We start from the raw sequence: 23,005 nt of genomic DNA, 5'->3' as shown, positions 1-23,005 counted from the left end.
ATGCTCCTGCCAGCCCCATGGCTGGCTGGTGATCGCGCGCCCGAAGGTGCGATCACCAGTAACCCAGCGCCAGTAGATCCGGCGTTACTGGATGATCAGGTTGTTGAACAACAGATCCTCGACCACCGGTTTACCGGTTTCGTCAGTCATGACCTGCTGGGTTTGCTTCAGGGCTTCCTGACGCAATTTTTCCTTGGCTTCGACGTTATTCATCGTCTCGGTGGTCTGCTGGGCGAACAGCGCCACCAGTTGATTGCGGATCAGCGGTTCATTGGCTTTCACCGCTTTGGTGGCCTCGTCACCGGTCACGCGCAATGCCACGTCGGCCTTGTAGACCTTGAGCTTCGGCGTACCGTCCAACCCATAGTTACCCACGAACGGCGGGCTGAGGGTGATGTAGTTGACCTTCGGAGCCTCACCTTCTTTTGCCTCTTCGGCCACCGCTGCCACAGGCAGAGACAGGGCCAGCATCAACACGATCCACGCTTTCACAATTCACTCCTTATCCGGTTTGCGGCCTAGCATAACGACCCGCCGCTCAAGCACAAGCTTATGGCTGACTATCAGGGCCGGGCATGCTCGTTGACCCCTCGACTCACACACCTACACTTATCGGCCATCACTCCCAAAGGAATAGCCCTGATGAAAGCCGTGCTGTGCAAAGCCTTCGGCCCTGCCGAATCGCTGGTGCTGGAAGACGTCGCCAGTCCTGTCGCGAAGAAGAACGAAGTCCTGCTGGACGTGCACGCCGCCGGGGTGAATTTCCCGGACACGCTGATCATCGAGGGCAAATACCAGTTCAAACCGCCCTTCCCGTTTTCCCCGGGTGGCGAGGCCGCTGGCGTCGTGAGCGCGGTGGGCGAAAAGATCAGCCACCTGAAGGTCGGTGACCGGGTCATGGCCCTGACCGGTTGGGGCAGCTTCGCCGAACAGGTCGCGGTGCCGGGCTACAACGTGCTGCCCATCCCGCCCTCCATGGACTTCAACACCGCCGCAGCCTTCAGCATGACCTACGGCACCTCCATGCATGCCCTCAAGCAACGGGGCCACCTGCAACCGGGTGAAACCCTGCTGGTACTCGGCGCCTCCGGCGGTGTCGGTCTGGCCGCCGTGGAAATCGGCAAAGCCATGGGCGCCCGGGTCATCGCCGCCGCCAGCAGCGCCGAAAAACTCGCCGTGGCCAAGGCCGCCGGTGCCGATGAACTGATCAACTACAGCGAAACCAGCCTCAAGGACGAAATCAAACGCCTGACCGATGGCCAGGGCGCCGACGTGATCTACGATCCGGTGGGCGGCGACCTGTTCGACCAGGCCATCCGCGCCATCGCCTGGAACGGTCGTCTGCTGGTGGTGGGCTTCGCCAGCGGACGCATCCCCGAACTGCCGGTAAACCTCACCCTGCTTAAAGGTGCCGCCGTGGTCGGCGTGTTCTGGGGCTCGTTCGCCCAACGCCAGCCACAGGACAATGCGGCGAACTTCCAGCAACTGTTCGGCTGGTTCGCCGAAGGCAAATTGAAGCCACTGGTATCGCAGGTGTACCCGCTGAGCAACGCCGCACAGGCCATCAATGACCTCGGCCAGCGCAAGGCGGTCGGGAAAGTGGTGGTGCAGGTTCGCTGAGTCTTCACCGGACACAAAATAGGCCAGAACAACTGACGAGGTTGTTCTGGCCTATTTACTCGCAGCTCTAAAGCAACGAAGCGGGTGTGCAGGTAATGCTGCCTGCGCCGGCTCACATCGGCGGTGCATCCGCCTGATCGGATTTTGACCTGCAGCGCTTGAGTCGGGCTTCCAGATTCCGATCGGGCATGGCATGGCTGCGCAGGGCGTGGGCGGTCTGCTCGACATAATCGCGAGTGGTGCCGTAGCGCCCACATGCGTTTTCGAACACATGACTGAGCACGTGATCCGGCAAATTACCGGCATAACTGGGCAGATGACGCTCCAGGACAAATCCCAACGCCTGAACCTGGTTGCCGTCTTCAAGGCGGCAGTTGAGCCAGTGCGGACGATAGGACGGAAAAGGCATTTCCCTTTTCCAGAGCGCATACAGCGAGGCCTCCAATTGCTCTTCCGGCAGTCGGTAGGCAAAGCCACTGCAAGAGCCGCCACGATCCAGGCCAAACACCAGCCCAGGCATTTCCGGCGTGCCGCGATGTTCGTGGGACCACAGGTACAAGCCGCGATGGTAGCCATGCACCCGCCCGCGAACCCGCTCAACCGCCGTGCATTCGGGACGCCAGATCAGTGACCCATACGCGAACAGCCACACCGGGCCGCCCTTGTGGCGTGCCATGGTCGACTGCATCGAGCTGAGCAATTGTTCGTGAGTGAGCTGCGGCCCCAGATCGAGCCGCGGAGGGTAAGCCAGATTCAGAAAAGTCGATTCAATGGCTGTCATGGTGGAAGTGTTCGGCCCCACAAGTATTACAAGATGTAGCAAATTTCGTTTCATAGAACATATAGCAGTAACTGTAAAACGAAAAGTGCTAAGAGATGTATGACACTCGTGATACCACTAAATACCGGTAATCACCGCAGCCATCCCGTTTTATATAGCCTAATACTATTTTCAAAATGACTTAAATACCTGAATGACATATGCATAAGCCTTCGATCTGTTCAGGGCACGTTCATAATGCACAGGAAATTTCCTACTAAACTCTCGGACTTTCTGCCTTCCCCGTGGCTGGACGCCCACGTATAACGACCTCCCCAGGCGCAAGCCATAGCGCTTAACAGAGGCTGAATGATGAAAAAAGCGGGGCTTGTCGCCATGTTGTTGATGATCCAGGCCAGCCATGTAATGGCGACGGATGATGCACAACAAGACAAAGGCTTCTGGTATGTGCAGACCAGCGTCTACACCAAACATTACTCGCCTGATCCCGACCACAATAACAATCAGGACCTGATTGGCATTGAACGTAATCAAGCGTCTGGCTGGGTATTTGGTGGGGCGACTTTTCGCAACTCGTTCCGCCAGCGCTCCAACTATGCCTACGCCGGCAAACGCTATGAGAGTACGGAGTATCCGGTGTATCTGAAATTGACCGGCGGGCTGCTCGAGGGCTACAGCGGCCAGTACAAGGACAAGATTCCGCTCAACCACTTCGGCATTGCGCCGGTGATCATTCCATCCATTGGCGCGCACTACGGCCCGCTGGCCGCCGAGTTGGTGTTCCTCGGCGCCAACGCGGCCATGGTGACGACGGGCATACGCTTCTAGAAAGGGCCTGCCGGGTGGCGATCAAGGGCTCGGTCAAGCGCGCGGATCAAGATCGCGGATCAAGATCGTGGCTCAAGAGCGCGGATCAAGATCGTGGCGCGTATGCAAATACGTCGGCGCGCATCTGATGGGCGTCCATCCCGGCCTCGACCAGCGCATCCAGCGTGCCGTAGACCATCGCCGGCGAGCCACTGGCGTACACGTGCAGCGCCTTGAGATCGGGAAAGTCTTCACAAACGGCTTCATGCAACATGCCGCAGCGCCCCTGCCATCCGCATTGATCGCTGACGACTTTATGCAGGAACAGGTTGGGCAACTTCAGCCATTCGTCCCAATGCTCGATTTGATAAAAGTCTTCGGGACGACGCACCCCCCAATACAGATGCACAGGATGCTTGAAGCCGGTGGCGCGACAATGTTCGATCAGGCCGTGGACCTGGCCCATGCCGGTGCCCGCTGCAATCAATACCAATGGGCCGTCCGGCAACTCGGCCAGGTGCGTGTCGCCGAACGGCATGTCGATCCGCACCATCGTGTCGCGCTGCAGTTGCTTGATCAGGTTTAGCGCGCTGGCTTCGCGCGCCAGCACATGGATTTCCAGATCACGCCCGGAGGAAGGGGCCGAGGCCAGGGAAAAGGACGACTTTTCGCCGTTGTCCCGATGAATCATCAGGTACTGGCCCGCATGGTAGCGCGGCGGCTTGCCGGCCGGGGCCCGCAGTCGTACCCGCCAGGTATCACCGCCGACGTCGGTACAACTGGTGACCTGGCACGAAAGACTGCGCACCGGCAATTCTCCCAGCGCGAGCACGCCATCCCACAGCACGATGCAGTCTTCCAGCGGCTCTGCTATGCAAGTGTAGAACTCGCCATGGTCGCGCACACCGCCGTCCTGTTCGACACGCCCTTCCACCAGCAGCGCGGCACACACGTGGCAATTACCGTTACGACAGCTTTGCGGGCATTCATAACCCAGACGGCGTGCGCCATCGAGAATCCGCTCGCCGGGCAGAATATCCAGCACTGCTCCGGAGGGCTGCAAAGTTACACGCATCAATCTATTCCTAACTGATTCCAGATGGCATCGATCCGCTTGGTCACGGCTTCGTCCTTGACGATGACCCGACCCCATTCCCGCGTCGTTTCGCCCGGCCATTTATGCGTGGCATCGAGCCCCATCTTCGAGCCCAGACCGGACACCGGAGAGGCGAAGTCGAGGTAGTCGATCGGCGTGTTTTCGATCATCACCGTGTCGCGCTTGGGGTCCATGCGCGTGGTGATGGCCCAGATCACGTCGTTCCAGTCCCGTGCGTTGATATCGTCGTCAGTGACGATAACGAACTTGGTGTACATGAACTGTCGCAAAAACGACCAGACGCCGAGCATTACCCGCTTGGCATGGCCCGGATACGACTTCTTCATGGTCACGACGGCCATGCGATACGAGCAACCTTCAGGCGGCAGGTAGAAATCGGTGATCTCCGGGAACTGCTTCTGCAGGATCGGCACGAATACTTCGTTCAACGCCACCCCGAGAATCGCCGGTTCATCCGGTGGACGCCCGGTGTAGGTGCTGTGGTAAATCGGCTTGATGCGGTGGGTAATGCGCTCGACCGTGAACACCGGGAAGCTGTCGACTTCGTTGTAGTAACCGGTGTGGTCGCCATACGGACCTTCGTCCGCCATTTCGCCTGGATGAATCACGCCTTCAAGGATGATTTCAGCCGTGGCCGGTACTTGCAGGTCGTTGCCACGACACTTCACCAGCTCGGTTCGGTTACCGCGCAGCAGGCCGGCGAAGGCGTACTCGGAGAGGGTATCGGGCACCGGGGTCACGGCGCCGAGGATGGTCGCGGGATCCGCGCCCAGCGCCACGGCCACGGGAAACGGCTGGCCCGGATGCTTCTCGCACCACTCACGGTAATCCAGCGCGCCACCACGATGACTCAACCAACGCATGATGACCTTGTTGCGGCCAATCACTTGCTGGCGATAGATACCGAGGTTCTGGCGATCCTTGTTCGGGCCCTTGGTGACGGTCAGGCCCCAGGTGATCAGCGGGGCGACATCGCCAGGCCAACAGGTCTGTACCGGCAACATGGCAAGATCGACATCGTCGCCTTCAATGACCACTTCCTGGCAGATGGCATCTTTGACGACCTTGGGCGCCATCGAGATGATCTTGCGGAAGATCGGCAGCTTGGACCAGGCATCTTTCAGCCCCTTCGGCGGCTCGGGTTCCTTGAGGAACGCCAGAAGCTTGCCGATCTCGCGCAGCTCGCTGACCGCTTCCGCGCCCATGCCCAGTGCGACGCGCTCAGGCGTCCCGAACAGGTTGCCGAGCACTGGAATGTCATAACCGGTTGGTTTTTCGAACAACAGCGCCGGGCCTTTGGCACGTAGCGTACGGTCACAGACCTCGGTCATTTCCAGCACAGGGGACACCGGAACCTGGATGCGCTTGAGTTCTCCGCGCTGTTCCAGGCCGCTGATAAAGTCGCGCAAGTCGCGATACTGCATGCGTGAGCCTCGTTTTGGCCGTGGCGTTCGGGGGCTGGCAGTTTAGCGCCGAACCCTTCGGTTCAGAACCACGAACTGGCGTTTGATCAAAAAACAGATAGCAAAAAGCCGGGTTTCCCCGGCTTCTGAAGACCTGATCGTCTTACTTGCGCTTCATCGACAGGAAGAACTCGTCGTTGGTCTTGGTCGTTTTCAGCTTGTCGATCAGGAACTCGATGGCAGCCACTTCGTCCATCGGGTGCAGCAGCTTGCGCAGGATCCACATGCGCTGCAACTCGTCGTCTGCGGTCAGCAACTCTTCGCGGCGGGTGCCGGAACGGTTGATGTTGATCGCCGGGAAGACGCGTTTTTCGGCGATACGGCGATCCAGAGGCAGTTCCATGTTGCCGGTGCCTTTGAATTCCTCGTAGATCACTTCGTCCATCTTCGAACCGGTTTCAACCAGTGCGGTGGCGATGATGGTCAGCGAGCCGCCTTCTTCGATGTTCCGTGCGGCACCGAAGAAACGTTTCGGTTTCTCCAGGGCGTGGGCATCGACACCACCGGTCAGCACCTTGCCGGAGCTCGGGATCACGGTGTTGTAGGCACGGGCCAGACGGGTGATGGAGTCGAGCAGGATCACCACGTCTTTCTTGTGCTCGACCAGGCGCTTGGCCTTCTCGATCACCATTTCGGCAACCTGCACGTGGCGGGTTGGCGGCTCGTCGAACGTCGAGGCAACCACTTCGCCGCGCACGGTGCGCTGCATTTCGGTTACTTCTTCCGGACGTTCGTCGATCAGCAGCACGATCAGATGAACTTCAGGATTGTTGCGCGCGATGTTGGCCGCGATGTTCTGCAGCATGATCGTTTTACCGGCTTTCGGCGGTGCAACGATCAGACCGCGCTGGCCTTTGCCGATCGGGGCGCACAGGTCGATGACACGACCGGTCAAGTCTTCGGTGGAACCGTTACCGGCTTCCATCTTCATGCGCACGGTCGGGAACAGCGGGGTCAGGTTCTCGAAGAGAATCTTGTTTTTCGCGTTTTCCGGACGGTCGAAGTTGATCGTATCGACCTTGAGCAGCGCGAAATAACGCTCGCCTTCCTTCGGAGGACGGATCTTGCCAACGATGGTGTCACCGGTGCGCAAGTTGAAGCGACGGATCTGGCTCGGCGAGACGTAGATATCGTCTGGGCCGGCGAGATAAGAGGCGTCTGCAGAGCGGAGAAAGCCGAAGCCGTCCTGGAGAATCTCCAGCACGCCATCACCGGAGATTTCCTCGCCGCTTTTCGCGTGCTTTTTCAGCAGGGAGAAAATCACGTCCTGCTTGCGCGAACGGGCCATATTTTCTATGCCCATCTGTTCGGCCAATTCGAGCAGTTCGGTAATCGGCTTTTGCTTGAGTTCAGTCAGATTCATATAGGAATGACGTAATCATTTATGGAGGGGGGAAATTAAGCTTTTGGCTTAATGAGGCCGCGCCGCGGAGAAGGCGACAGGATCGCGTACTTATTCGAAAAGGAGAGCGTCGGCGACGGCTAGCAGGGGGCACTGGAGAAACCAGTGCGGGGCCGAATGTAACACCTGAGTTTCGGAGCGTCTAGCCCTCAGCAACGAAAAAGGCCCCGCGATTTGCGGGGCCTTTTCAATAACACGACATCGACGCTTAGATGTTGGCGTCGAGGAAGGCCGCCAACTGCGACTTCGACAGCGCGCCGACCTTGGTCGCTTCAACGTTGCCGTTCTTGAACAGCATCAGGGTCGGAATGCCACGCACGCCATGCTTGGCCGGGGTTTCCTGGTTTTCGTCGATGTTCAGCTTGGCAACGGTCAGCTTGCCTTTGTAAGTCTCGGCAATTTCGTCCAGAACAGGAGCGATCATTTTGCAAGGGCCACACCACTCAGCCCAGTAATCGACCAGTACAGCGCCTTCAGCCTTGAGTACATCGGCCTCGAAGCTAGCGTCGCTAACGTGTTTGATAAGATCGCTGCTCATGGAATTCTCCGGGGTTGTAAGCAAAAACGTGGCCCATCATAGCCGCCCTTCCCGTGTTCAGGAAGCCGCAGATGATTGAGTCTCGCTATGGTGTTCCATGAGTTTGGGTATAGCCCAAGTCACGTCATGGCGGGAGCGACGAAAGCGATTCCAGTGCGCAGTGCGGCATTGCGCACGTGCTCATGCATGGCTTTCTGGGCGGCGCCCGAGGCCCGCCGGGCCAGCGCACGAAGGATTTTACGGTGCTCCTGCCAGGTCTCCATGGCCCGCTCGGCCCGGATGAACGGTAGTTTCTGGCTTTCCAGGAAGATGTCGGCACTGGCGGTCAGGATGCTCAGCATCGCCTGGTTGCCGCTGGCGAGCAGAATGCGCCGATGGAATTCGAAGTCCAGACGCGCCGCGGCCTCAAAGTCCCCGGCCTTCAGTTCGTTGCGCATGGCGGCGACATTATCTTCCAGCGCATCAAGCTCATCGGTGCTCAAGGTCACGGCAGCCAGCCCCGCAGCGAACCCTTCCAGCGCATAGCGCAATTGAAAGATATCCAGCGGCGAAGCCTGGGCCGCGAACGGCCAGCTCGGCGCGCCCTCGCCTCGCGGCAGTTCCACGGGCGACTGCACGAACACGCCTTTGCCCGGCTGGATACTGATGACACCCAACGCACTGAGTGACGATAACGCTTCGCGCAACGACGCCCGACTGACCCCCAATTGCACCGCCAGGTCCCGTTGCGAGGGCAAGGCATCGCCCGGCCCGAAACCTTGTTCGGTGATCAGTTTGCGGATGGCTTGCAGCGCCACTTCAGGTACGGCGCGGGAGATCGAGTTCATGGTTTTCCAGACGAACCAGGCCAATGTGCGGGTAGTTGTAAAGCTATTCACGGCGTCCGGCAAGTCGTGCCCCATGGGGGTTCGGCGATTTTCACAGATGCGCCATCGAGGTGCGAAATAACACCTGACTGTTCAGACCAGTAAGACCTTGCCACATCAGTAAAACCGCGGCCTGGCACCCGGAAAACCCTATCTTGGCATGCCCCGTGCTCTGTCGAATCGCAGAAATTACTCCTCGCCGATTCGGAGATTTGCCATGATCCAGCGTTACAGCGCCCTACTCGCTGCCCTGTTTGCCAGCCTGATGCTGAGCCAGGCACCCGCCCACGCCGACGGTCTGGAAGATGTGCTCAAGCGTGGCGTCCTCAAAGTCGCCGTGCCTCAGGACTTTCCGCCCTTCGGCTCGGTCGGCCCGGACATGAAGCCACGCGGCCTCGACATCGACACCGCGAAGCTGCTGGCCGACCAGCTCAAGGTCAAACTCGAACTGACGCCGGTCAACAGCACCAACCGGATCCCGTTCCTGACCACCGGCAAGGTTGACTTGGTGATCTCCAGCCTTGGCAAGAACCCTGAGCGCGAAAAAGTCATCGACTTCTCCCGGGCGTACGCGCCGTTCTACCTGGCCGTGTTCGGTCCGCCAGACGCCAACGTCAAGAGCCTGGACGACCTCAAGGGCAAAACCATCAGCGTCACCCGTGGCGCCATCGAAGACATCGAACTGACCAAGGTCGCCCCCGAAGGCGTGACCATCAAGCGTTTCGAGGACAACAACTCGACCATCGCCGCTTACCTGGCCGGTCAGGTCGACCTGATCGCCAGCGGCAACGTGGTGATGGTGGCGATCAGCGAGAAAAGTCCGAAACGCGTGCCCGCGCTGAAAGTGAAGCTCAAGGATTCACCGGTCTATGTCGGCGTGAACAAGAACGAGCCGGCACTGCTGGACAAGGTCAACCAGATCCTCGTCACCGCCAAGGGCGATGGCGCCCTGGAGAAAAACGCCCTGACCTGGCTGAAAGAACCGCTGCCGGCCGACCTCTGACTCTGCGTGCAGGAGCCCCTATATGGCTTATCAGTTCGATTTCCTGCCGGTGGTGCAAAACACCGATCTGCTGCTGCGCGGTGCGCTGTTCACCCTTGAGCTGACGGCCATTGGCGCGGTGCTCGGGGTGAGTATGGGCATCGTGGGAGCGTTGGTGCGGGCGTGGAACATCCGCCCGTTCGCCGGGATTTTCGGCGTCTATGTCGAGTTGATCCGTAACACGCCATTCCTGGTGCAGCTGTTTTTCATCTTCTTCGGCCTGCCGTCGCTGGGGCTGCAGATTTCCGAATGGCAGGCCGCGGTGCTGGCGATGGTGATCAACCTGGGCGCGTACTCCACCGAGATTATCCGCGCCGGCATCCAGGCGATTCCACGGGGTCAACTGGAGGCCGCGGCGGCATTGGCGATGACGCGCTTCGAAGCGTTCCGTCACGTGGTGCTACTGCCCGCGCTGGGCAAAGTCTGGCCAGCCCTGAGCAGCCAGATCATCATCGTCATGCTCGGCTCGGCCGTGTGTTCGCAAATCGCCACGGAAGAGCTGAGCTTCGCCGCCAACTTCATTCAGTCGCGCAACTTCCGCGCCTTTGAAACCTACGCCCTGACCACGCTGATCTACCTGTGCATGGCCCTGCTGATCCGCCAGTTGCTCAACTGGATCGGTCATCGGTTTGTCGCAAGAAACAGCGCAAGGAGCAGCCGATGAGCGATTTCACCTTCCTGGACATCGTGCGCAACCTGCTCACAGGCCTGCAATGGACGCTGGCGCTGTCGCTGGTGGCGTTCATCGGTGGCGGCTTGATCGGGCTGCTGATCATGGTGATGCGCATCTCGGACAGTCCCCTGCCGCGCAACGTTGCCCGCACCTACATCGAACTGTTCCAGGGCACGCCGCTGCTGATGCAGCTGTTTCTGGTGTTCTTCGGCGTGGCGTTGGCCGGGGTGGAGATTTCGCCGTGGGCGGCAGCAGCGCTCGCCTTGACCCTGTTCACCAGCGCTTATCTGGCGGAGATCTGGCGGGGTTGCGTCGAGTCGATCCCCAACGGCCAGTGGGAAGCCTCGTCCAGCCTGGCGCTGAGCCGACTGGAACAGTTGCGCTACGTCATCCTGCCGCAGGCACTGCGCATCGCCGTGGCGCCGACCGTGGGCTTTTCGGTGCAAGTGGTCAAGGGCACCGCCGTGACCTCGATCATCGGTTTCACCGAGCTGACCAAAACCGGCGGCATGCTCGCCAACGCCACCTTCGAACCATTCATGGTCTACGGCCTCGTTGCCCTCGGCTACTTCTTGCTCTGCTACCCCTTGTCCCTCAGTGCGCGCTACCTGGAAAGGAGACTGCATGCCTCTGCTTAGAATTTCCGCCCTGCATAAATATTACGGCGATCACCATGTGCTTAAAGGCATCGACCTGAGTGTCGAGGAAGGCCAGGTGGTGGCAATCATCGGGCGCAGCGGCTCGGGTAAATCGACCCTGCTGCGCACCCTGAACGGTCTGGAATCGATCAACGACGGCGTCATCGAAGTCGACGGCGAATACCTCGACGCCGCCCGCGCGGACCTGCGCAGCCTGCGGCAAAAAGTCGGCATGGTGTTCCAGCAGTTCAACCTGTTCCCGCACCTGACGGTGGGCGAAAACGTGATGCTCGCGCCGCAAGTGGTGCAGAAAGTGCCGAAAGCCAGGGCCGCCGAGCTGGCGCGGCAGATGCTGGAACGCGTCGGGCTGGGCGAGAAATTCGATGCCTTCCCTGATCGACTGTCCGGTGGGCAGCAACAACGCGTGGCGATTGCCCGTGCGCTGGCGATGTCACCGAAAGTACTGCTGTGCGATGAAATCACCTCGGCGCTGGACCCGGAGCTGGTCAACGAAGTGCTCAGCGTGGTCCGGCAACTGGCCAGGGAGGGCATGACGCTGATCATGGTCACCCACGAAATGCGCTTTGCCCGGGAGGTTGGGGATAAGTTGGTGTTCATGCATCAGGGCAAGGTGCATGAAGTGGGGGATCCGAAAGTGCTGTTCGCCAATCCACAGACGGCGGAGCTGGCGAATTTCATTGGGACCGTGGAAGCAGCGGGCTGACGGATCTTCGGCGTCGTAAAGACCGTCATCGCGAGCAGGCTCGCTCCCACATGGAGGTCCTGTGGGAGCGAGCCTGCTCGCGATTGACCGCGAAGCGGTCACCTACGCGTTGGCGGCAGCCTTTGATCGTGGCACGATGGCAGGGTTATCGACCGAGAGCCTGACCATGCCGCAATCCCAAGCCAAGAATCTGTCCCTGATCGCCGCAATCGACCTGGGCTCCAACAGCTTTCACATGGTCGTGGCCAAGGCCCAGAACGGCGAAATCCGCATTCTCGAGCGTCTCGGGGAGAAGGTTCAGCTGGCGGCCGGCATCGACGAGGAGCGCAAGCTCAGCGAAGAATCGATGCAGCGCGGGCTCGATTGCCTGAAACGCTTCGCCCAACTGATAAACGGTATGCCACTGGGCGCCGTACGCATCGTTGGCACCAACGCCCTGCGCGAAGCCCGCAACCGGGCTGAATTCATCCACCGCGCCGAAGAGATACTCGGCCATCCGGTGGAAGTCATTTCCGGCCGTGAAGAAGCGCGCCTGATCTATCTGGGCGTCTCCCACACCCTCGCCGATACCCCGGGCAAACGCCTCGTGGCCGACATCGGCGGCGGCAGTACCGAGTTCATCATCGGCCAGCGTTTCGAACCCCTGCTGCGCGAAAGCCTGCAGATGGGCTGCGTCAGCTTCACCCAGCGCTACTTCAAGGACGGCAAGATCACCCCGGCCCGCTACGCCCAGGCGTACACGGCGGCACGCCTGGAGATCATGAGCATCGAACACGCCCTGCATCGCCTGACCTGGGATGAAGCCATCGGCTCCTCGGGCACCATCCGCGCCATCGGCCTGGCGCTGAAGGCGGGTGGTCACGGCACGGGGGAAGTGAACGCCGAGGGCCTGGCTTGGCTCAAGCGCAAACTGATCAAGCTCGGCGACGTCGAGAAAATCGACTTCGAAGGCATCAAACCGGACCGTCGCGCCATTTTCCCGGCCGGCCTGGCGATTCTCGAAGCCATTTTCGACGCCCTCGAACTGCAACGCATGGACCATTGTGAAGGCGCGCTGCGTGAAGGCGTGCTCTACGACCTGCTGGGTCGCCATCATCACGAAGACGTGCGTGAGCGTACCCTGACCTCGCTGATGGAGCGCTACCACGTCGATCTGGAACAGGCGGTACGGGTCGAGCGCAAGGCCCTGCATGCGTTCGATCAAGTGGCCAAGGATTGGGATCTGGAAGACGGTGTCTGGCGCGAACTGCTCGGCTGGGCCGCCAAGGTCCACGAAGTGGGTCTGGACATCGCCCACTACCAGTACCACAAGCATGGCGCCTACCTGATCGAACACTCGGACCTGGCCGGCTTCTCCCGCGAAGACCAATTGATGCTCGCGCTGCTGGTGCGCGGCCACCGACGCAACATTCCCAAGGACAAGTTTGCCGATTTCGGCGATGACGGCATCAAGCTGATTCGCCTGTGCGTGCTGCTGCGCTTCGCGATCCTGTTCCATCACATCCGCGGCACCCAGCAAATGCCTCAGGTGGAACTGAACGCCAATGGCAACAGCCTGGAAGTGGTGTTCCCGGAAAACTGGCTGGACGACAACCAGCTGACCCAGGCCGACTTCGCCATCGAAGCGGAATGGCTGACGCGGGTCGATATCGTCCTGAGCGTGCGCTGAACCCCCTGTAGGAGCGAGCTCGCTCCTGCAGGGACGGCGGCGAAAACAAAAATGGCGACCCCTTGGGATCGCCATTTTTTACAACTGGCCGGCGTTAACGCACGGCCAGGATCGGGCTGCCCAAACGCTCCAGCAGCGTCGCCTGGGCGCTGCGCGGGTTCTGGTTGCCGGTTGGCGTGTTACGGATGTAACGACCGTCCGACTGCAGGCTCCAGCTGTGGGTGTTATCGGTGAGATAAAGCTCCAGCTCTTTCTTGACCCGCATGATCAGCTTCTTGCCTTCCACCGGGAAGCAAGTCTCGACGCGCTTGTCGAGGTTGCGCTCCATCCAGTCGGCACTGGAGAGGAACATCTGCTCTTCACCGCCGTTGAGGAAATAGAAGACCCGCGTGTGTTCCAGGAAACGGCCGATGATCGAGCGCACGTGAATGTTGTGCGAAACCCCGGCGATGCCCGGCCGCAGGCAGCACATGCCACGCACTATCAGATCGATGCGCACGCCAGACTGACTGGCCTTGTACAACGCGCGGATGATCTTCGGATCGGTCAGCGAGTTGAACTTGGCGATGATGTGCGCCGGTTTGCCGTCGAGGGCGAACTGGGTTTCGCGGGCAATCATGTCGAGCATGCCCTTCTTCAGGGTGAACGGCGCATGCAGCAGCTTCTTCATGCGCAGCGTCTTACCCATACCGATCAACTGGCTGAACAGCTTGCCGACGTCTTCACACAAGGCATCGTCGGAGGTCAGCAGGCTGTAGTCGGTGTACAGGCGGGCGTTGCCGGCGTGGTAGTTACCCGTGCCCAAGTGCGCGTAACGCACGATTTCACCGGCCTCGCGACGCAGGATCAGCATCATCTTGGCGTGGGTCTTGAAGCCGACCACGCCGTAAATCACCACCGCCCCCGCCGCTTGCAGACGGCTGGCCAGTTGCAGGTTGGACTCTTCGTCGAACCGCGCACGCAATTCGATGACGGCGGTGACTTCCTTGCCGTTACGTGCGGCATCCACCAGCGCGTCGACGATTTCCGAGTTGGCGCCAGAGCGGTACAGGGTCTGGCGTACGGCCAGAACGTGCGGGTCTTTTGCCGCCTGACGCAGCAGGTCGACCACCGGGGTGAACGACTCGAATGGGTGCAGCAACAGGATGTCCTGCTTGCTGATCACGCTGAAGATGTTTTCGCTGTTCTGCAGCAGTTTCGGGATCTGCGGCGTGAACGGCAGGTATTGCAGCTCGCGCTGGCTGTCCAGGCCGGTGATGCTGAACAGTCGCGTCAGGTTCACCGGGCCGTTGACCTGGTACAACTCGGTCTCGCTCAGGTTGAACTGCTTGAGCAGGTAGTCGGACAGGTGTTTCGGGCAGGTATCGGCCACTTCCAGGCGTACCGCGTCACCGTAGCGACGGGAGAACAGTTCGCCGCGCAAGGCGCGGGCCAGGTCCTCGACATCCTCGGAGTCCAGCGCCAGGTCGGCGTTACGGGTCAGGCGGAACTGATAGCAGCCCTTGACCTTCATGCCCTGGAACAGGTCATCGGCGTGAGCGTGGATCATCGACGACAGGAATACATAGTTGTCGCCAGGGCCACCGACTTCTTCCGGCACCTTGATGATCCGTGGCAACAGACGCGGTGCCGGGATGATCGCCAGACCGGAATCGCGACCGAAGGCGTCGATGCCTTCGAGCTCGACGATGAAGTTCAGGCTCTTGTTCACCAGCAATGGGAACGGGTGCGTCGGGTCGAGGCCGATCGGGGTGATGATCGGGGCGATCTCGTCGCGAAAATAGCGGCGAACCCACGTCTTGAGCTTGGTCGTCCAGTAACGCCGACGGATGAAGCGGACCTGATGTTTTTCCAGCTCCGGCAACAGAATGTCGTTGAGGATCGCGTACTGACGATCAACGTGCCCATGCACCAGCTCGCTGATGCGGGCCAGGGCCTGATGGGGTTGCAGACCATCGGCGCCGGCCTGTTCACGGGCGAAGGTGATCTGTTTCTTCAGGCCGGCCACGCGAATTTCGAAGAACTCGTCCAGGTTGCTGGAGAAGATCAGCAGAAACTTCAACCGCTCCAGCAACGGGTAGGACTCATCCAGCGCCTGTTCCAGTACGCGGATGTTGAACTGCAGTTGCGACAGCTCGCGGTGGATGTACAGGCTGCTGTCATCCAGGCCTGGAATGACAATCGCTGGCGCTGCCGCAGCGGTTTCGGCGACCACCACAGGCGGAGCAGGCTCCAATTCCGGCGGGGTTTCGGCGATTTGCTCCACCACGGGTTGAGCGTCTTTTACGGCAACTTCAGTCAGTCCTTCGGTATTCATCACATGTTCCTGGGAGGGCTATTTTGGCTCTCGTAACAATTGAGCTGCGCGAACGGCAAAGTACGTCAGGATGCCATCAGCGCCGGCACGTTTAAAGGCGGTCAGGGATTCGAGGATCACCCCTTCACTCAACCAGCCATTCTGGATCGCGGCCATGTGCATGGCGTACTCGCCGCTGACTTGATAAACAAAAGTCGGCACTTTGAATTCTTCCTTGACCCGCCAGAGGATGTCCAGATAGGGCATGCCAGGCTTGACCATGACCATGTCTGCGCCTTCTGACAAGTCAGCCGCCACTTCGTGCAGGGCTTCGTTGCTGTTGGCCGGGTCCATCTGATAGGAGGCTTTGTTGGCCTTGCCCAGGTTCAGCGCCGACCCGACGGCATCGCGGAACGGCCCGTAATAGGCACTGGCGTACTTCGCCGAGTAGGCCATGATCCGCACATTGACGTGATCGGCCAGTTCCAGCGCCTCGCGAATGGCCTGGATGCGGCCGTCCATCATGTCCGACGGGGCCACCACCTGAGCGCCGGCTTCGGCATGGGACAGGGCCTGCTTGACCAGTGCGTCGACGGTGATGTCGTTCTGCACATAGCCTTCTTCGTCGAGAATGCCGTCCTGGCCATGGGTGGTGAACGGGTCCAGCGCGACGTCGGTGATCACGCCCAGCTCAGGAAACTGCGCACGCAGGGCACGGGTGGCACGCTGGGCGATACCGTTGGGGTTCCAGGCTTCGGCGGCATCCAGCGACTTGAGTTCCGGTGGCGTCACCGGGAACAGCGCCAGCGCCGGAATCCCCAGCTCGACCCATTTGGCCGCTTCTTCCAGCAACAGATCGATGGTCAGGCGTTCGACGCCCGGCATCGAGGCGACCGCTTCGCGACGGTTTTCACCGTCCAGCACAAACACCGGCAAAATCAGATCATCGACGGTCAACACGTTTTCACGAACCAGACGACGCGAAAAATCATCACGGCGGTTGCGGCGCAGGCGGGTTGCAGGGAACAAACGGTTGGCGGGGGTAAAGCTCACGGCAGACTCCTGAGCCCGCTGGCGTGCGAGCGTGACAGTTATAAGCGGCCATTATGACGATCGCGTGACAGTTATGTGCACACTGCGACATGTAGCCGCATTCCATTGTCCTTGTAGGAAATGTTCACGTCGAGACACATTTCGACACTTTCCTGAATGAGTACGAAGGGTTAGGCTGCGCGTTCATTTCGCCAGCACCCAGACAATGCTCCAACAATTTCTGCATGACTTCGGCTATTTTGCCTTGTTTCTCGGCACGTTCTTCGAAGGCGAAACCATTCTGGTGCTCGCAGGCTTCCTCGCGTTCCGTGGATACATGGATATCAACCTGGTGGTGGTCGTGGCGTTCTTCGGCAGTTATGCCGGCGATCAGCTGTGGTACTTCATGGGACGAAAGCACGGTCGCAAGTTGCTTGCGCGCAAACCTCGCTGGCAACTGATGGGTGACCGGGCGCTGGAACACATCCGCAAACACCCGGACATTTGGGTGCTGAGCTTCCGCTTCGTCTATGGGTTACGCACGGTGATGCCCGTGGCCATCGGTCTTTCGGGCTATCCACCGGGGCGATACCTGCTGCTCAACGGCATAGGCGCGGCGGTCTGGGCGACTGCGCTGGCCGCTGCCGCGTATCACTTCGGCGCGGTGCTCGAAGGCATGCTCGGCAGCATCAAGAAGTACGAGCTATGGGTCCTCGGCGCCCTGCTGGTGCTGGGCCTGGTCCTGTGGCTGCGCCGACGCTTCAAGAATGCCCGCCTGGCCCGGCAGATTTATGCCGACGAGCAAGCCTTGAAGGCTGAGCAGGCCAAAATCGAAAACGCTAAGACGCCAGCCGAGTGAAGCGGTTTCTGCAGCAGTAGAGACCGATACCGCTGAGCAGGCTGTAACTGAGCAGGCCGACCCAGCCCACCGCGCTGGCCGGCCACAGCCCCACCAGTGGCGCCAGCCATACCAGCGGCACATTCGACGCCAGTCGCAACAACTCCAGCTTCAACGCCCACGGGCGATTCTCCAGGGCCACCCCCAGCACGAACAGCCCCAACGCCACGGCACTCCAGCCCAGGATCAGGGCAGCGGTCGGCAGGCTCGGCTCCAGATTCATCAAGTAGCTGCCCAACGCGATGTAAACGCAGAACTGCAGCAAGACGTAGAGCTGCTGACGTCCGTCCAGCGGCACCTCGAATTTGCGGAACTGGCTCAGGTCCGGTTTGTTCATCGGGTATTTGGCCGCCACATCCGCCGGCCGCCAACCGGTGCGCATGAACCAGATCCGCCATTTGTCCCAGGTGCTTTCGGCGCGCCGCGCATCCGCCCACAACTGCGCATAGAACTGCACATTCGCCCAGATCGGATTCCAGCTCGCCAGCGGCGTGGTCACACCGAAAATCACCGGTTCGTTGTCGTCCTCCTCCTGGAACGAGCCGAACAGTCGGTCCCAAATAATGAACACCCCGCCATAGTTGCGATCCATGTAGAGAGCGTTCTGTGCATGGTGAGCCCGATGGTTGGACGGCGTGACAAAGAACCACTCGAACCAGCCGAGCTTGGGAATGTGCCGGGTATGCACCCAGAACTGGTACAGCAGGTTCAGCGCGGCGACGCTGACGAATACCAACAGCGGTATGCCAACCACCGCCATGGGCAGGTAGAAGATCCAGCTCAGCAGGAACCCGGTGCTGGTCTGACGCAGGGCGGTGGAGAGGTTGTAGTCCTCGCTCTGGTGATGCACCGAATGCGCGGCCCAGAGGATGTTGCGTTCATGGCCCATTCGATGCAGCCAGTAATAGCAGAAGTCGTAAAGGACAAAGGCGAAAACCCAGACCCAAACGCTGTCGGCCGAAAGCTCGAACAGCGCCAGATGCTTGAGGGCAAAGGCATAGGTGACCAGCCCCACGCCCTTGGTCAGCAGGCCGGTGGTGGTCGACAGCACGCCGGTGCTGATGCTGTTGATCGCGTCCGCCACCCGATAGTTGCTCACCCCGCGCCAACGGTCGGCCAGCAGCTCGACGGCAATCAGCACAAAGAAAAACGGCACCGCATACAGAATGAAGTCCATGACGCGCCCTGATCGGAATCCTGGGGACAGATCCTATGTGTAGCCGCGATTTAACCCTATGGCAACGAGTGACAAATTAGTGGACATTTAACGCCATGAATCTGGAGAAAAGCCCATGAGCAAAAAAGTTGCAGTGATCCTTTCCGGTTGTGGCGTGTACGACGGCGCAGAGATCTACGAAAGCGTGATCACCTTGTTGCGCCTGGACCAGCGTGGCGCGCAAGTGCAGTGCTTTGCCCCGAACATCGCGCAGCTGCACGTGATCAACCACCTGACCGGCGAAGAAATGCCCGAGTCGCGCAACGTGCTGGTGGAGTCGGCGCGCATCGCCCGTGGCGAGGTCAAGGACATCCGCGAAGCCAACGCCGAAGACTTCGATGCCTTGATCGTTCCCGGCGGTTTCGGTTCGGCCAAGAATCTCTCCAACTTTGCCGTCGAAGGCACCGGCTGCACCGTGCAACCGGACGTACTGGCCCTGACCGAAGCCTTTGCCGAGGCCGGCAAACCGGTCGGTCTGATCTGCATCTCGCCGGCCCTGGCGGCGAAGATCTACGGGCCGGGCGTGACCTGCACCATCGGCAACGACGCCGACACCGCTGCCGCCCTGAACAAGATGGGCGCGACCCACAAAGACTGCGCGGTCAGCGAAATCGTCGAAGACAAGGCGCGCAAACTGGTGACTACACCGGCGTACATGCTGGCGCAGTCAATCAGCGAAGCGGCCTCCGGTATCAACAAACTGGTCGACCGCGTGCTCGAGCTGACCCACGAAAACGACGCCTGACACCCTCTAATTGTGGGAGCAAGCTCGCTCCCACAGGGTTTTTCGTCCGACTCAGGCGTTACGCGATAACCGGGTCAATATCCGATCCAGCGCATTGGCAAACGCCTGCTTTTCCCGCTCGCCAAACGGTGCCGGGCCACCGCTCATCTGCCCCTGCTCTCGCAGATCGGTGAACAGGTTACGCACCGCCAGCCGATCACCCATGTTCTGCGCATCGAACTCCTTGCCTCGCGGGTCCAGCGCGGCTACGCCCTTCTTCACCAGGCGGTCGGCCAGCGGCACATCGCTGCAGATCACCAGCTCCCCAGGCACGGCGTGCTCAACCAGGTAATCATCGGCCGCGTCCGGGCCGCTCGGCACCACGATCAGCTTTACCAACGCCAGACCCGGCTTGATCTGCGGCTGCCCGGCCACCAGCACCACTTCGAGCCGGCGCTTCAGGGCGAACTTCACCACCAGATCCTTGGCCGCCCTGGGGCAGGCGTCGGCATCGATCCAGACACGCATCAGTTTTTCCTCTTCCAAAAAGCATCGCGAGCAGGCTCGCTCCCACAACGTTAGCGCTAATCCTGTGGGAGCGAGCCTGCTCGCGAATGTGAGCGAAGCGAATGCTTTAAGAAACAGCTACCCGACGCTTCTCAGCCACCCAGCTTCGACCATACAACACAACAATCGCAACAATCGCCACCGCCTGAGCACTCAGCGAATACGCATCGGCATGGATCCCCAGCCAGTCGAATTCAAAGAACGGCACCGGCCGCGTACCGAAAATCCCGGCTTCCTGCAGCGCCTTGACGCCATGCCCGGCAAACACCACCGACAGCGCGCACAGCAGAGCGGCGTTGATGCTGAAGAACAGTGCCAGCGGCAGTTTCGCTGAACCACGCAGGATGACCCAGGCGAGACCGACCAACAGCACCAGCGCCGTCGCCCCACCGGCCAGTACCGCGTCGTGACCGGCCGGGCCGGCCTGTAGCCACAGGGTTTCGTAGAACAGGATCACTTCGAACAGTTCACGATAAACCGAGAAAAACGCCAGGATCGCAAAGCCGAATCGCCCGCCACCGCCCACCAGGCTGCTCTTGATGTAATCCTGCCAGGCCGCAGCATGACGACGGTCGTGCATCCACACGCCGAGCCACAGCACCATGACGCTGGCAAACAGCGCCGTCGCGCCTTCCAGCAGTTCGCGCTGGGAGCCGCTGACATCGATCACATACGCCGCCAGCGCCCATGTCCCCAGACCGGCCAGCAACGCCAGGCCCCAACCGACGTTGACACTGCGCACCGCCGACTGCTGGCCGGTGTTACGCAAGAAAGCGAGGATCGCCGCCAGTACCAGGATGGCTTCCAGACCTTCGCGCAGCAGAATCAACAGGCCGGAAATGAAGCTCAGGGACCAGCTCAAACCATCGCTGCCCAGCAAGCCGGCGGACACTTTCAACTTGGCCTTGGCGGCTTCCAGGCGCTGCTCGACCTGTTCGACCGGCAAACCGTCCTGCAACGACTGACGGTAAGCCATCAGCGATTTCTCAGTGTCTTTGCGCACGTTGGCGTCGACGTTATCCAGCGAGCTTTCGACCAGCTCGAAACCTTCCAGATACGCCGCCACCGACAAGTCATAGGCTTGATCGTGTTCGCCGGCGCGATAGGCCGCGAGGCTCTTGTCCAGCGTGGCGGCGGTGTAGTCGAGCAACTGCGCCGGGCCGCGCTTGACCTGCGGGGGTTGCGCCCGCTGGGCCCGGAAGGTTGCAGCCGCTTGCGGGCCGTCGGCAGCCTGTACTTCGGCCGGGGTCTGACGGGCCAGATCGGCAATGTTGTAGGTCTTGTCGCCGCTGGCGGTCGCCGGATCGGCGCTGAAGCCGGCGATATAGGTGGCCAGATCCCAACGCTGGCGATCGTCCAGTTGGTCGGCGAAGGCCGGCATGTCGGTGCCTTCGACGCCGAGCCCCAGGGTGCTGTAGATCCCGTAGAGGCTCAGTTGATCCAGGCGCGCAGCATCACGCAGATTGGCCGGTGGCGGGGTCAGGCCGACACCCGCAGGGCCGTCGCCAGCGCCTGCATCACCGTGGCACACCGAACAATGCTGGGCGTACAGGGGCGCGCCGCGAGTCGGGTCGGGGGTAATGACCGGGGCCTGGCTGACCTCGTAGGCCACGGCCAGTTTCGCGCCCAGTTGCCGGGCCTGGCGGGCGACCTCCGCGCCGTCCTGACGCGCCGTGATCGCCGCATGCAGCGCACTGATGCCCTGCTCCAGCCCGGCTTTTTCCGGCTTGCCCGGCATGGCGGCGACCAAACCTTGCAACACCCCGGTGAATTCGAGCTGTTCGCGGTATTCAGATTCGTCAATGACCTTGCCTGCCCGCACCGTTGCCGGGTAATCCGCGCCGATGTAGTCGAGCAGGTGCAGCGCTTGCGGCGCACCTTCCACCGTGTCGGCCAGCAGGTGGGAGCTGCATAAGGCCAGCAACGGTACGAAGAACCAGGCCAGGAAACGGGACGGGGCAATCATGAATGAATCTCAATTGGAAACACGAAGTAATATATTGTTCACTCTCAATGACTTTCGCTCAAGCTTTGTCTGCTCTGCTGGCGTCAGGGCGAAACCAAGGGCCAGCGCCCGTATCGACCACCTGCCACCCTCTCGGTAAAGGGCGCCAAGCCAATCGGATGCGCTGACCCCGCCCTTGCGACAATAAAAAAGGCGACCTGTATAGGTCGCCTTTTTTGTCAGCGTGGGTTTAAACGGCGGCTTTGCGCAGGGTCGCCATGAAGGCAGCGGCACCAATAAACAGCCCGGCAAAGGTGCGGTTCATGCGTTTTTGCTGCTTGGGCGTGCGCAACAGGCGCAGCACCCTGGACGCCAACCCGGTGTAACCGGCCATAACGATCAGGTCGACGCAGACCATGGTCACACCAATGATCAGGTACTGAGCCAGCAGCGGCGCGTGGGGATCGATGAATTGTGGCAACACCGCCAGCATGAACACCAGCGCCTTGGGGTTGCTGATGTTGACCAGGAAGCCACGGAATATCAGCACCAGCGGTTTGCCGATCGGGCGCACAGCGGCGTTATCGCTCATGTCGCTGGGCAACGCCCGCCATTGCTTGATCGCGAGATAAACCAGATACGCCACACCGAACCATTTGATCGCATAGAACGCGGTCGCCGATGCCGTAAGAATCGCGCCCACACCGGCGCCGACAATCGCGATCTGCAGCGCCAGCCCCAATTGCAGGCCAAGGGCATTCCAGTACCCACGCCAGAAACCGTATTGCAGGCCGCTGGACATCGACGCAATGGCGCCAGCCCCCGGAGAAAGACTGATCACCCAGCAGGCGGCAAAAAAAGCCAGCCATGTTTGAAGCTCCATCGCACACCTCGACTCAGACTCGTAACAGACGTCTAAGCTAATGCGGCTTTGGGCCGATGACTACCGATTTTTTGTCGGACATGACGACCGCCGACCCGCGTGGC

General features: G+C 60.5%; 22 protein-coding genes. 9 read left to right on the top strand and 13 right to left on the bottom strand.

The window, feature by feature from the left end; translation table 11 throughout:
- Positions 1-84 precede the first annotated feature (84 nt).
- Entirely contained in the window at positions 85-492 is a 408-nt protein-coding gene (locus tag ACX3YF_RS08395) for a flagellar basal body-associated protein FliL (protein WP_047534823.1), read from the bottom strand.
- 150 nt (positions 493-642) lie between these two features.
- Between ACX3YF_RS08395 and ACX3YF_RS08390 the strand changes: the two genes are divergently transcribed.
- Entirely contained in the window at positions 643-1,620 is a 978-nt protein-coding gene (locus ACX3YF_RS08390; RefSeq protein ID WP_458973630.1) for an NADPH:quinone oxidoreductase family protein, read from the top strand.
- 112 nt (positions 1,621-1,732) lie between these two features.
- Here ACX3YF_RS08390 and ACX3YF_RS08385 read toward each other — a convergent pair whose 3' ends face one another.
- Positions 1,733-2,401 carry a gamma-glutamylcyclotransferase gene (locus tag ACX3YF_RS08385; RefSeq protein WP_130205694.1) on the bottom strand — a complete coding sequence of 223 codons (669 nt, stop codon included), beginning with the start codon at positions 2,399-2,401 and terminating at the stop codon, positions 1,733-1,735.
- A gap of 351 nt (positions 2,402-2,752) precedes the next feature.
- Here ACX3YF_RS08385 and ACX3YF_RS08380 point away from each other — a divergent pair, with 351 nt between their 5' ends.
- Positions 2,753-3,229, top strand: coding sequence for a sn-glycerol-3-phosphate transporter (locus tag ACX3YF_RS08380; RefSeq protein ID WP_130205837.1), 477 nt, complete (start codon positions 2,753-2,755; stop codon positions 3,227-3,229).
- 85 nt (positions 3,230-3,314) lie between these two features.
- Here ACX3YF_RS08380 and ACX3YF_RS08375 read toward each other — a convergent pair whose 3' ends face one another.
- The 5 genes from ACX3YF_RS08375 to ACX3YF_RS08355 form a co-directional block, all read right to left on the bottom strand.
- Entirely contained in the window at positions 3,315-4,283 is a 969-nt protein-coding gene (locus ACX3YF_RS08375) for a CDP-6-deoxy-delta-3,4-glucoseen reductase (RefSeq protein ID WP_130205692.1), read from the bottom strand.
- Positions 4,283-5,749 carry a 4-hydroxy-3-polyprenylbenzoate decarboxylase gene (ubiD, locus tag ACX3YF_RS08370; RefSeq protein WP_130205690.1) on the bottom strand — a complete coding sequence of 489 codons (1,467 nt, stop codon included), beginning with the start codon at positions 5,747-5,749 and terminating at the stop codon, positions 4,283-4,285. Before ubiD ends, ACX3YF_RS08375 begins: the two co-directional genes overlap by 1 nt.
- Before the next feature lie 142 nt (positions 5,750-5,891).
- Positions 5,892-7,151, bottom strand: coding sequence for a transcription termination factor Rho (rho, locus tag ACX3YF_RS08365; RefSeq protein WP_017845130.1), 1,260 nt, complete (start codon positions 7,149-7,151; stop codon positions 5,892-5,894).
- A 247-nt stretch (positions 7,152-7,398) separates the two neighbouring features.
- The gene (trxA, locus tag ACX3YF_RS08360; RefSeq protein WP_003206727.1) at positions 7,399-7,728 is read right to left on the bottom strand and encodes a thioredoxin TrxA; all 330 of its coding nucleotides are present in this window, start codon (positions 7,726-7,728) and stop codon (positions 7,399-7,401) included.
- Positions 7,729-7,847: 119 nt separating this feature from the next.
- Entirely contained in the window at positions 7,848-8,555 is a 708-nt protein-coding gene (locus ACX3YF_RS08355) for a FadR/GntR family transcriptional regulator (protein WP_198132320.1), read from the bottom strand.
- Positions 8,556-8,811: 256 nt separating this feature from the next.
- On the opposite strand from ACX3YF_RS08355, the gene ACX3YF_RS08350 reads away from it, so the two are divergent.
- The 5 genes from ACX3YF_RS08350 (at position 8,812) to ppx (ending at position 13,340) form a co-directional block, all read left to right on the top strand.
- Positions 8,812-9,597, top strand: a complete 786-nt coding sequence (locus ACX3YF_RS08350) for a transporter substrate-binding domain-containing protein (RefSeq protein WP_047534861.1) — start codon at positions 8,812-8,814, stop codon at positions 9,595-9,597.
- Positions 9,598-9,619: 22 nt separating this feature from the next.
- Positions 9,620-10,300 (top strand): amino acid ABC transporter permease, encoded by a 681-nt coding sequence (locus tag ACX3YF_RS08345; protein WP_458973629.1) that lies wholly within the window; start codon positions 9,620-9,622, stop codon positions 10,298-10,300.
- Entirely contained in the window at positions 10,297-10,947 is a 651-nt protein-coding gene (locus ACX3YF_RS08340) for an amino acid ABC transporter permease (protein WP_130205684.1), read from the top strand. The genes ACX3YF_RS08345 and ACX3YF_RS08340 overlap by 4 nt, the downstream gene beginning before the upstream one ends.
- Positions 10,934-11,671 (top strand): amino acid ABC transporter ATP-binding protein, encoded by a 738-nt coding sequence (locus tag ACX3YF_RS08335; protein WP_103402899.1) that lies wholly within the window; start codon positions 10,934-10,936, stop codon positions 11,669-11,671. Before ACX3YF_RS08340 ends, ACX3YF_RS08335 begins: the two co-directional genes overlap by 14 nt.
- A 166-nt stretch (positions 11,672-11,837) precedes the next feature.
- The gene (ppx, locus tag ACX3YF_RS08330) at positions 11,838-13,340 is read left to right on the top strand and encodes an exopolyphosphatase (protein ID WP_130205835.1); all 1,503 of its coding nucleotides are present in this window, start codon (positions 11,838-11,840) and stop codon (positions 13,338-13,340) included.
- Between the two features lie 94 nt (positions 13,341-13,434).
- Here ppx and ppk1 read toward each other — a convergent pair whose 3' ends face one another.
- Positions 13,435-15,657 carry a polyphosphate kinase 1 gene (gene ppk1 / locus ACX3YF_RS08325; RefSeq protein WP_449106546.1) on the bottom strand — a complete coding sequence of 741 codons (2,223 nt, stop codon included), beginning with the start codon at positions 15,655-15,657 and terminating at the stop codon, positions 13,435-13,437.
- 18 nt (positions 15,658-15,675) lie between these two features.
- Positions 15,676-16,689: a porphobilinogen synthase gene (gene hemB / locus ACX3YF_RS08320; protein ID WP_288100080.1), complete on the bottom strand. Its 1,014-nt coding sequence runs from the start codon at positions 16,687-16,689 to the stop codon at positions 15,676-15,678.
- A 205-nt stretch (positions 16,690-16,894) separates the two neighbouring features.
- On the opposite strand from hemB, the gene ACX3YF_RS08315 reads away from it, so the two are divergent.
- Positions 16,895-17,527, top strand: a complete 633-nt coding sequence (locus tag ACX3YF_RS08315) for a DedA family protein (protein WP_196585754.1) — start codon at positions 16,895-16,897, stop codon at positions 17,525-17,527.
- On the opposite strand, the gene ACX3YF_RS08310 is transcribed toward ACX3YF_RS08315, so the two are convergent.
- Positions 17,508-18,743 (bottom strand): sterol desaturase family protein, encoded by a 1,236-nt coding sequence (locus tag ACX3YF_RS08310; RefSeq protein WP_458973628.1) that lies wholly within the window; start codon positions 18,741-18,743, stop codon positions 17,508-17,510. The genes ACX3YF_RS08315 and ACX3YF_RS08310 overlap by 20 nt on opposite strands.
- 115 nt (positions 18,744-18,858) lie before the next feature.
- Here ACX3YF_RS08310 and elbB point away from each other — a divergent pair, with 115 nt between their 5' ends.
- Complete coding sequence (gene elbB / locus ACX3YF_RS08305; protein ID WP_130205674.1) at positions 18,859-19,527, top strand: isoprenoid biosynthesis glyoxalase ElbB; 669 nt, start codon at positions 18,859-18,861, stop codon at positions 19,525-19,527.
- A 51-nt stretch (positions 19,528-19,578) separates the two neighbouring features.
- Here the strand turns inward: elbB and ACX3YF_RS08300 are convergent, their stop codons facing one another.
- From ACX3YF_RS08300 to rhtB, 3 genes are all read right to left on the bottom strand, one after another.
- Entirely contained in the window at positions 19,579-20,034 is a 456-nt protein-coding gene (locus tag ACX3YF_RS08300) for a YaiI/YqxD family protein (RefSeq protein ID WP_458944128.1), read from the bottom strand.
- Positions 20,035-20,140: 106 nt separating this feature from the next.
- Positions 20,141-22,039, bottom strand: coding sequence for an FTR1 family protein (locus ACX3YF_RS08295; protein ID WP_458973627.1), 1,899 nt, complete (start codon positions 22,037-22,039; stop codon positions 20,141-20,143).
- A gap of 229 nt (positions 22,040-22,268) precedes the next feature.
- Entirely contained in the window at positions 22,269-22,901 is a 633-nt protein-coding gene (rhtB, locus tag ACX3YF_RS08290; protein ID WP_196585758.1) for a homoserine/homoserine lactone efflux protein, read from the bottom strand.
- Between the last annotated feature and the right edge of the window lie 104 nt (positions 22,902-23,005).

The sequence above is a fragment of the Pseudomonas fluorescens group sp. PF-69 genome, from assembly GCF_054481235.1.
Note: the sequence above shows the minus strand (reverse complement) of the source record. Positions and strands in the feature narration are given on the sequence as shown.

Bases quoted from the DNA above. Each gene is read 5' to 3' on its own strand.
- ACX3YF_RS08390 (WP_458973630.1), top strand. From the start codon at position 643: ATGAAAGCCGTGCTGTGCAAAGCCTTCGGCCCTGCCGAATCGCTGGTG.
- ACX3YF_RS08385 (WP_130205694.1), bottom strand. From the start codon at position 2,401: ATGACAGCCATTGAATCGACTTTTCTGAATCTGGCTTACCCTCCGCGG.
- ACX3YF_RS08380 (WP_130205837.1), top strand. From the start codon at position 2,753: ATGAAAAAAGCGGGGCTTGTCGCCATGTTGTTGATGATCCAGGCCAGC.
- ACX3YF_RS08375 (WP_130205692.1), bottom strand. From the start codon at position 4,283: ATGCGTGTAACTTTGCAGCCCTCCGGAGCAGTGCTGGATATTCTGCCC.
- ubiD (WP_130205690.1), bottom strand. From the start codon at position 5,749: ATGCAGTATCGCGACTTGCGCGACTTTATCAGCGGCCTGGAACAGCGC.
- rho (WP_017845130.1), bottom strand. From the start codon at position 7,151: ATGAATCTGACTGAACTCAAGCAAAAGCCGATTACCGAACTGCTCGAA.
- trxA (WP_003206727.1), bottom strand. From the start codon at position 7,728: ATGAGCAGCGATCTTATCAAACACGTTAGCGACGCTAGCTTCGAGGCC.
- ACX3YF_RS08355 (WP_198132320.1), bottom strand. From the start codon at position 8,555: ATGAACTCGATCTCCCGCGCCGTACCTGAAGTGGCGCTGCAAGCCATC.
- ACX3YF_RS08350 (WP_047534861.1), top strand. From the start codon at position 8,812: ATGATCCAGCGTTACAGCGCCCTACTCGCTGCCCTGTTTGCCAGCCTG.
- ACX3YF_RS08345 (WP_458973629.1), top strand. From the start codon at position 9,620: ATGGCTTATCAGTTCGATTTCCTGCCGGTGGTGCAAAACACCGATCTG.
- ACX3YF_RS08340 (WP_130205684.1), top strand. From the start codon at position 10,297: ATGAGCGATTTCACCTTCCTGGACATCGTGCGCAACCTGCTCACAGGC.
- ACX3YF_RS08335 (WP_103402899.1), top strand. From the start codon at position 10,934: ATGCCTCTGCTTAGAATTTCCGCCCTGCATAAATATTACGGCGATCAC.
- ppx (WP_130205835.1), top strand. From the start codon at position 11,838: ATGCCGCAATCCCAAGCCAAGAATCTGTCCCTGATCGCCGCAATCGAC.
- ppk1 (WP_449106546.1), bottom strand. From the start codon at position 15,657: ATGAATACCGAAGGACTGACTGAAGTTGCCGTAAAAGACGCTCAACCC.
- ACX3YF_RS08315 (WP_196585754.1), top strand. From the start codon at position 16,895: ATGCTCCAACAATTTCTGCATGACTTCGGCTATTTTGCCTTGTTTCTC.
- ACX3YF_RS08310 (WP_458973628.1), bottom strand. From the start codon at position 18,743: ATGGACTTCATTCTGTATGCGGTGCCGTTTTTCTTTGTGCTGATTGCC.
- elbB (WP_130205674.1), top strand. From the start codon at position 18,859: ATGAGCAAAAAAGTTGCAGTGATCCTTTCCGGTTGTGGCGTGTACGAC.
- ACX3YF_RS08300 (WP_458944128.1), bottom strand. From the start codon at position 20,034: ATGCGTGTCTGGATCGATGCCGACGCCTGCCCCAGGGCGGCCAAGGAT.
- ACX3YF_RS08295 (WP_458973627.1), bottom strand. From the start codon at position 22,039: ATGATTGCCCCGTCCCGTTTCCTGGCCTGGTTCTTCGTACCGTTGCTG.
- rhtB (WP_196585758.1), bottom strand. From the start codon at position 22,901: ATGGAGCTTCAAACATGGCTGGCTTTTTTTGCCGCCTGCTGGGTGATC.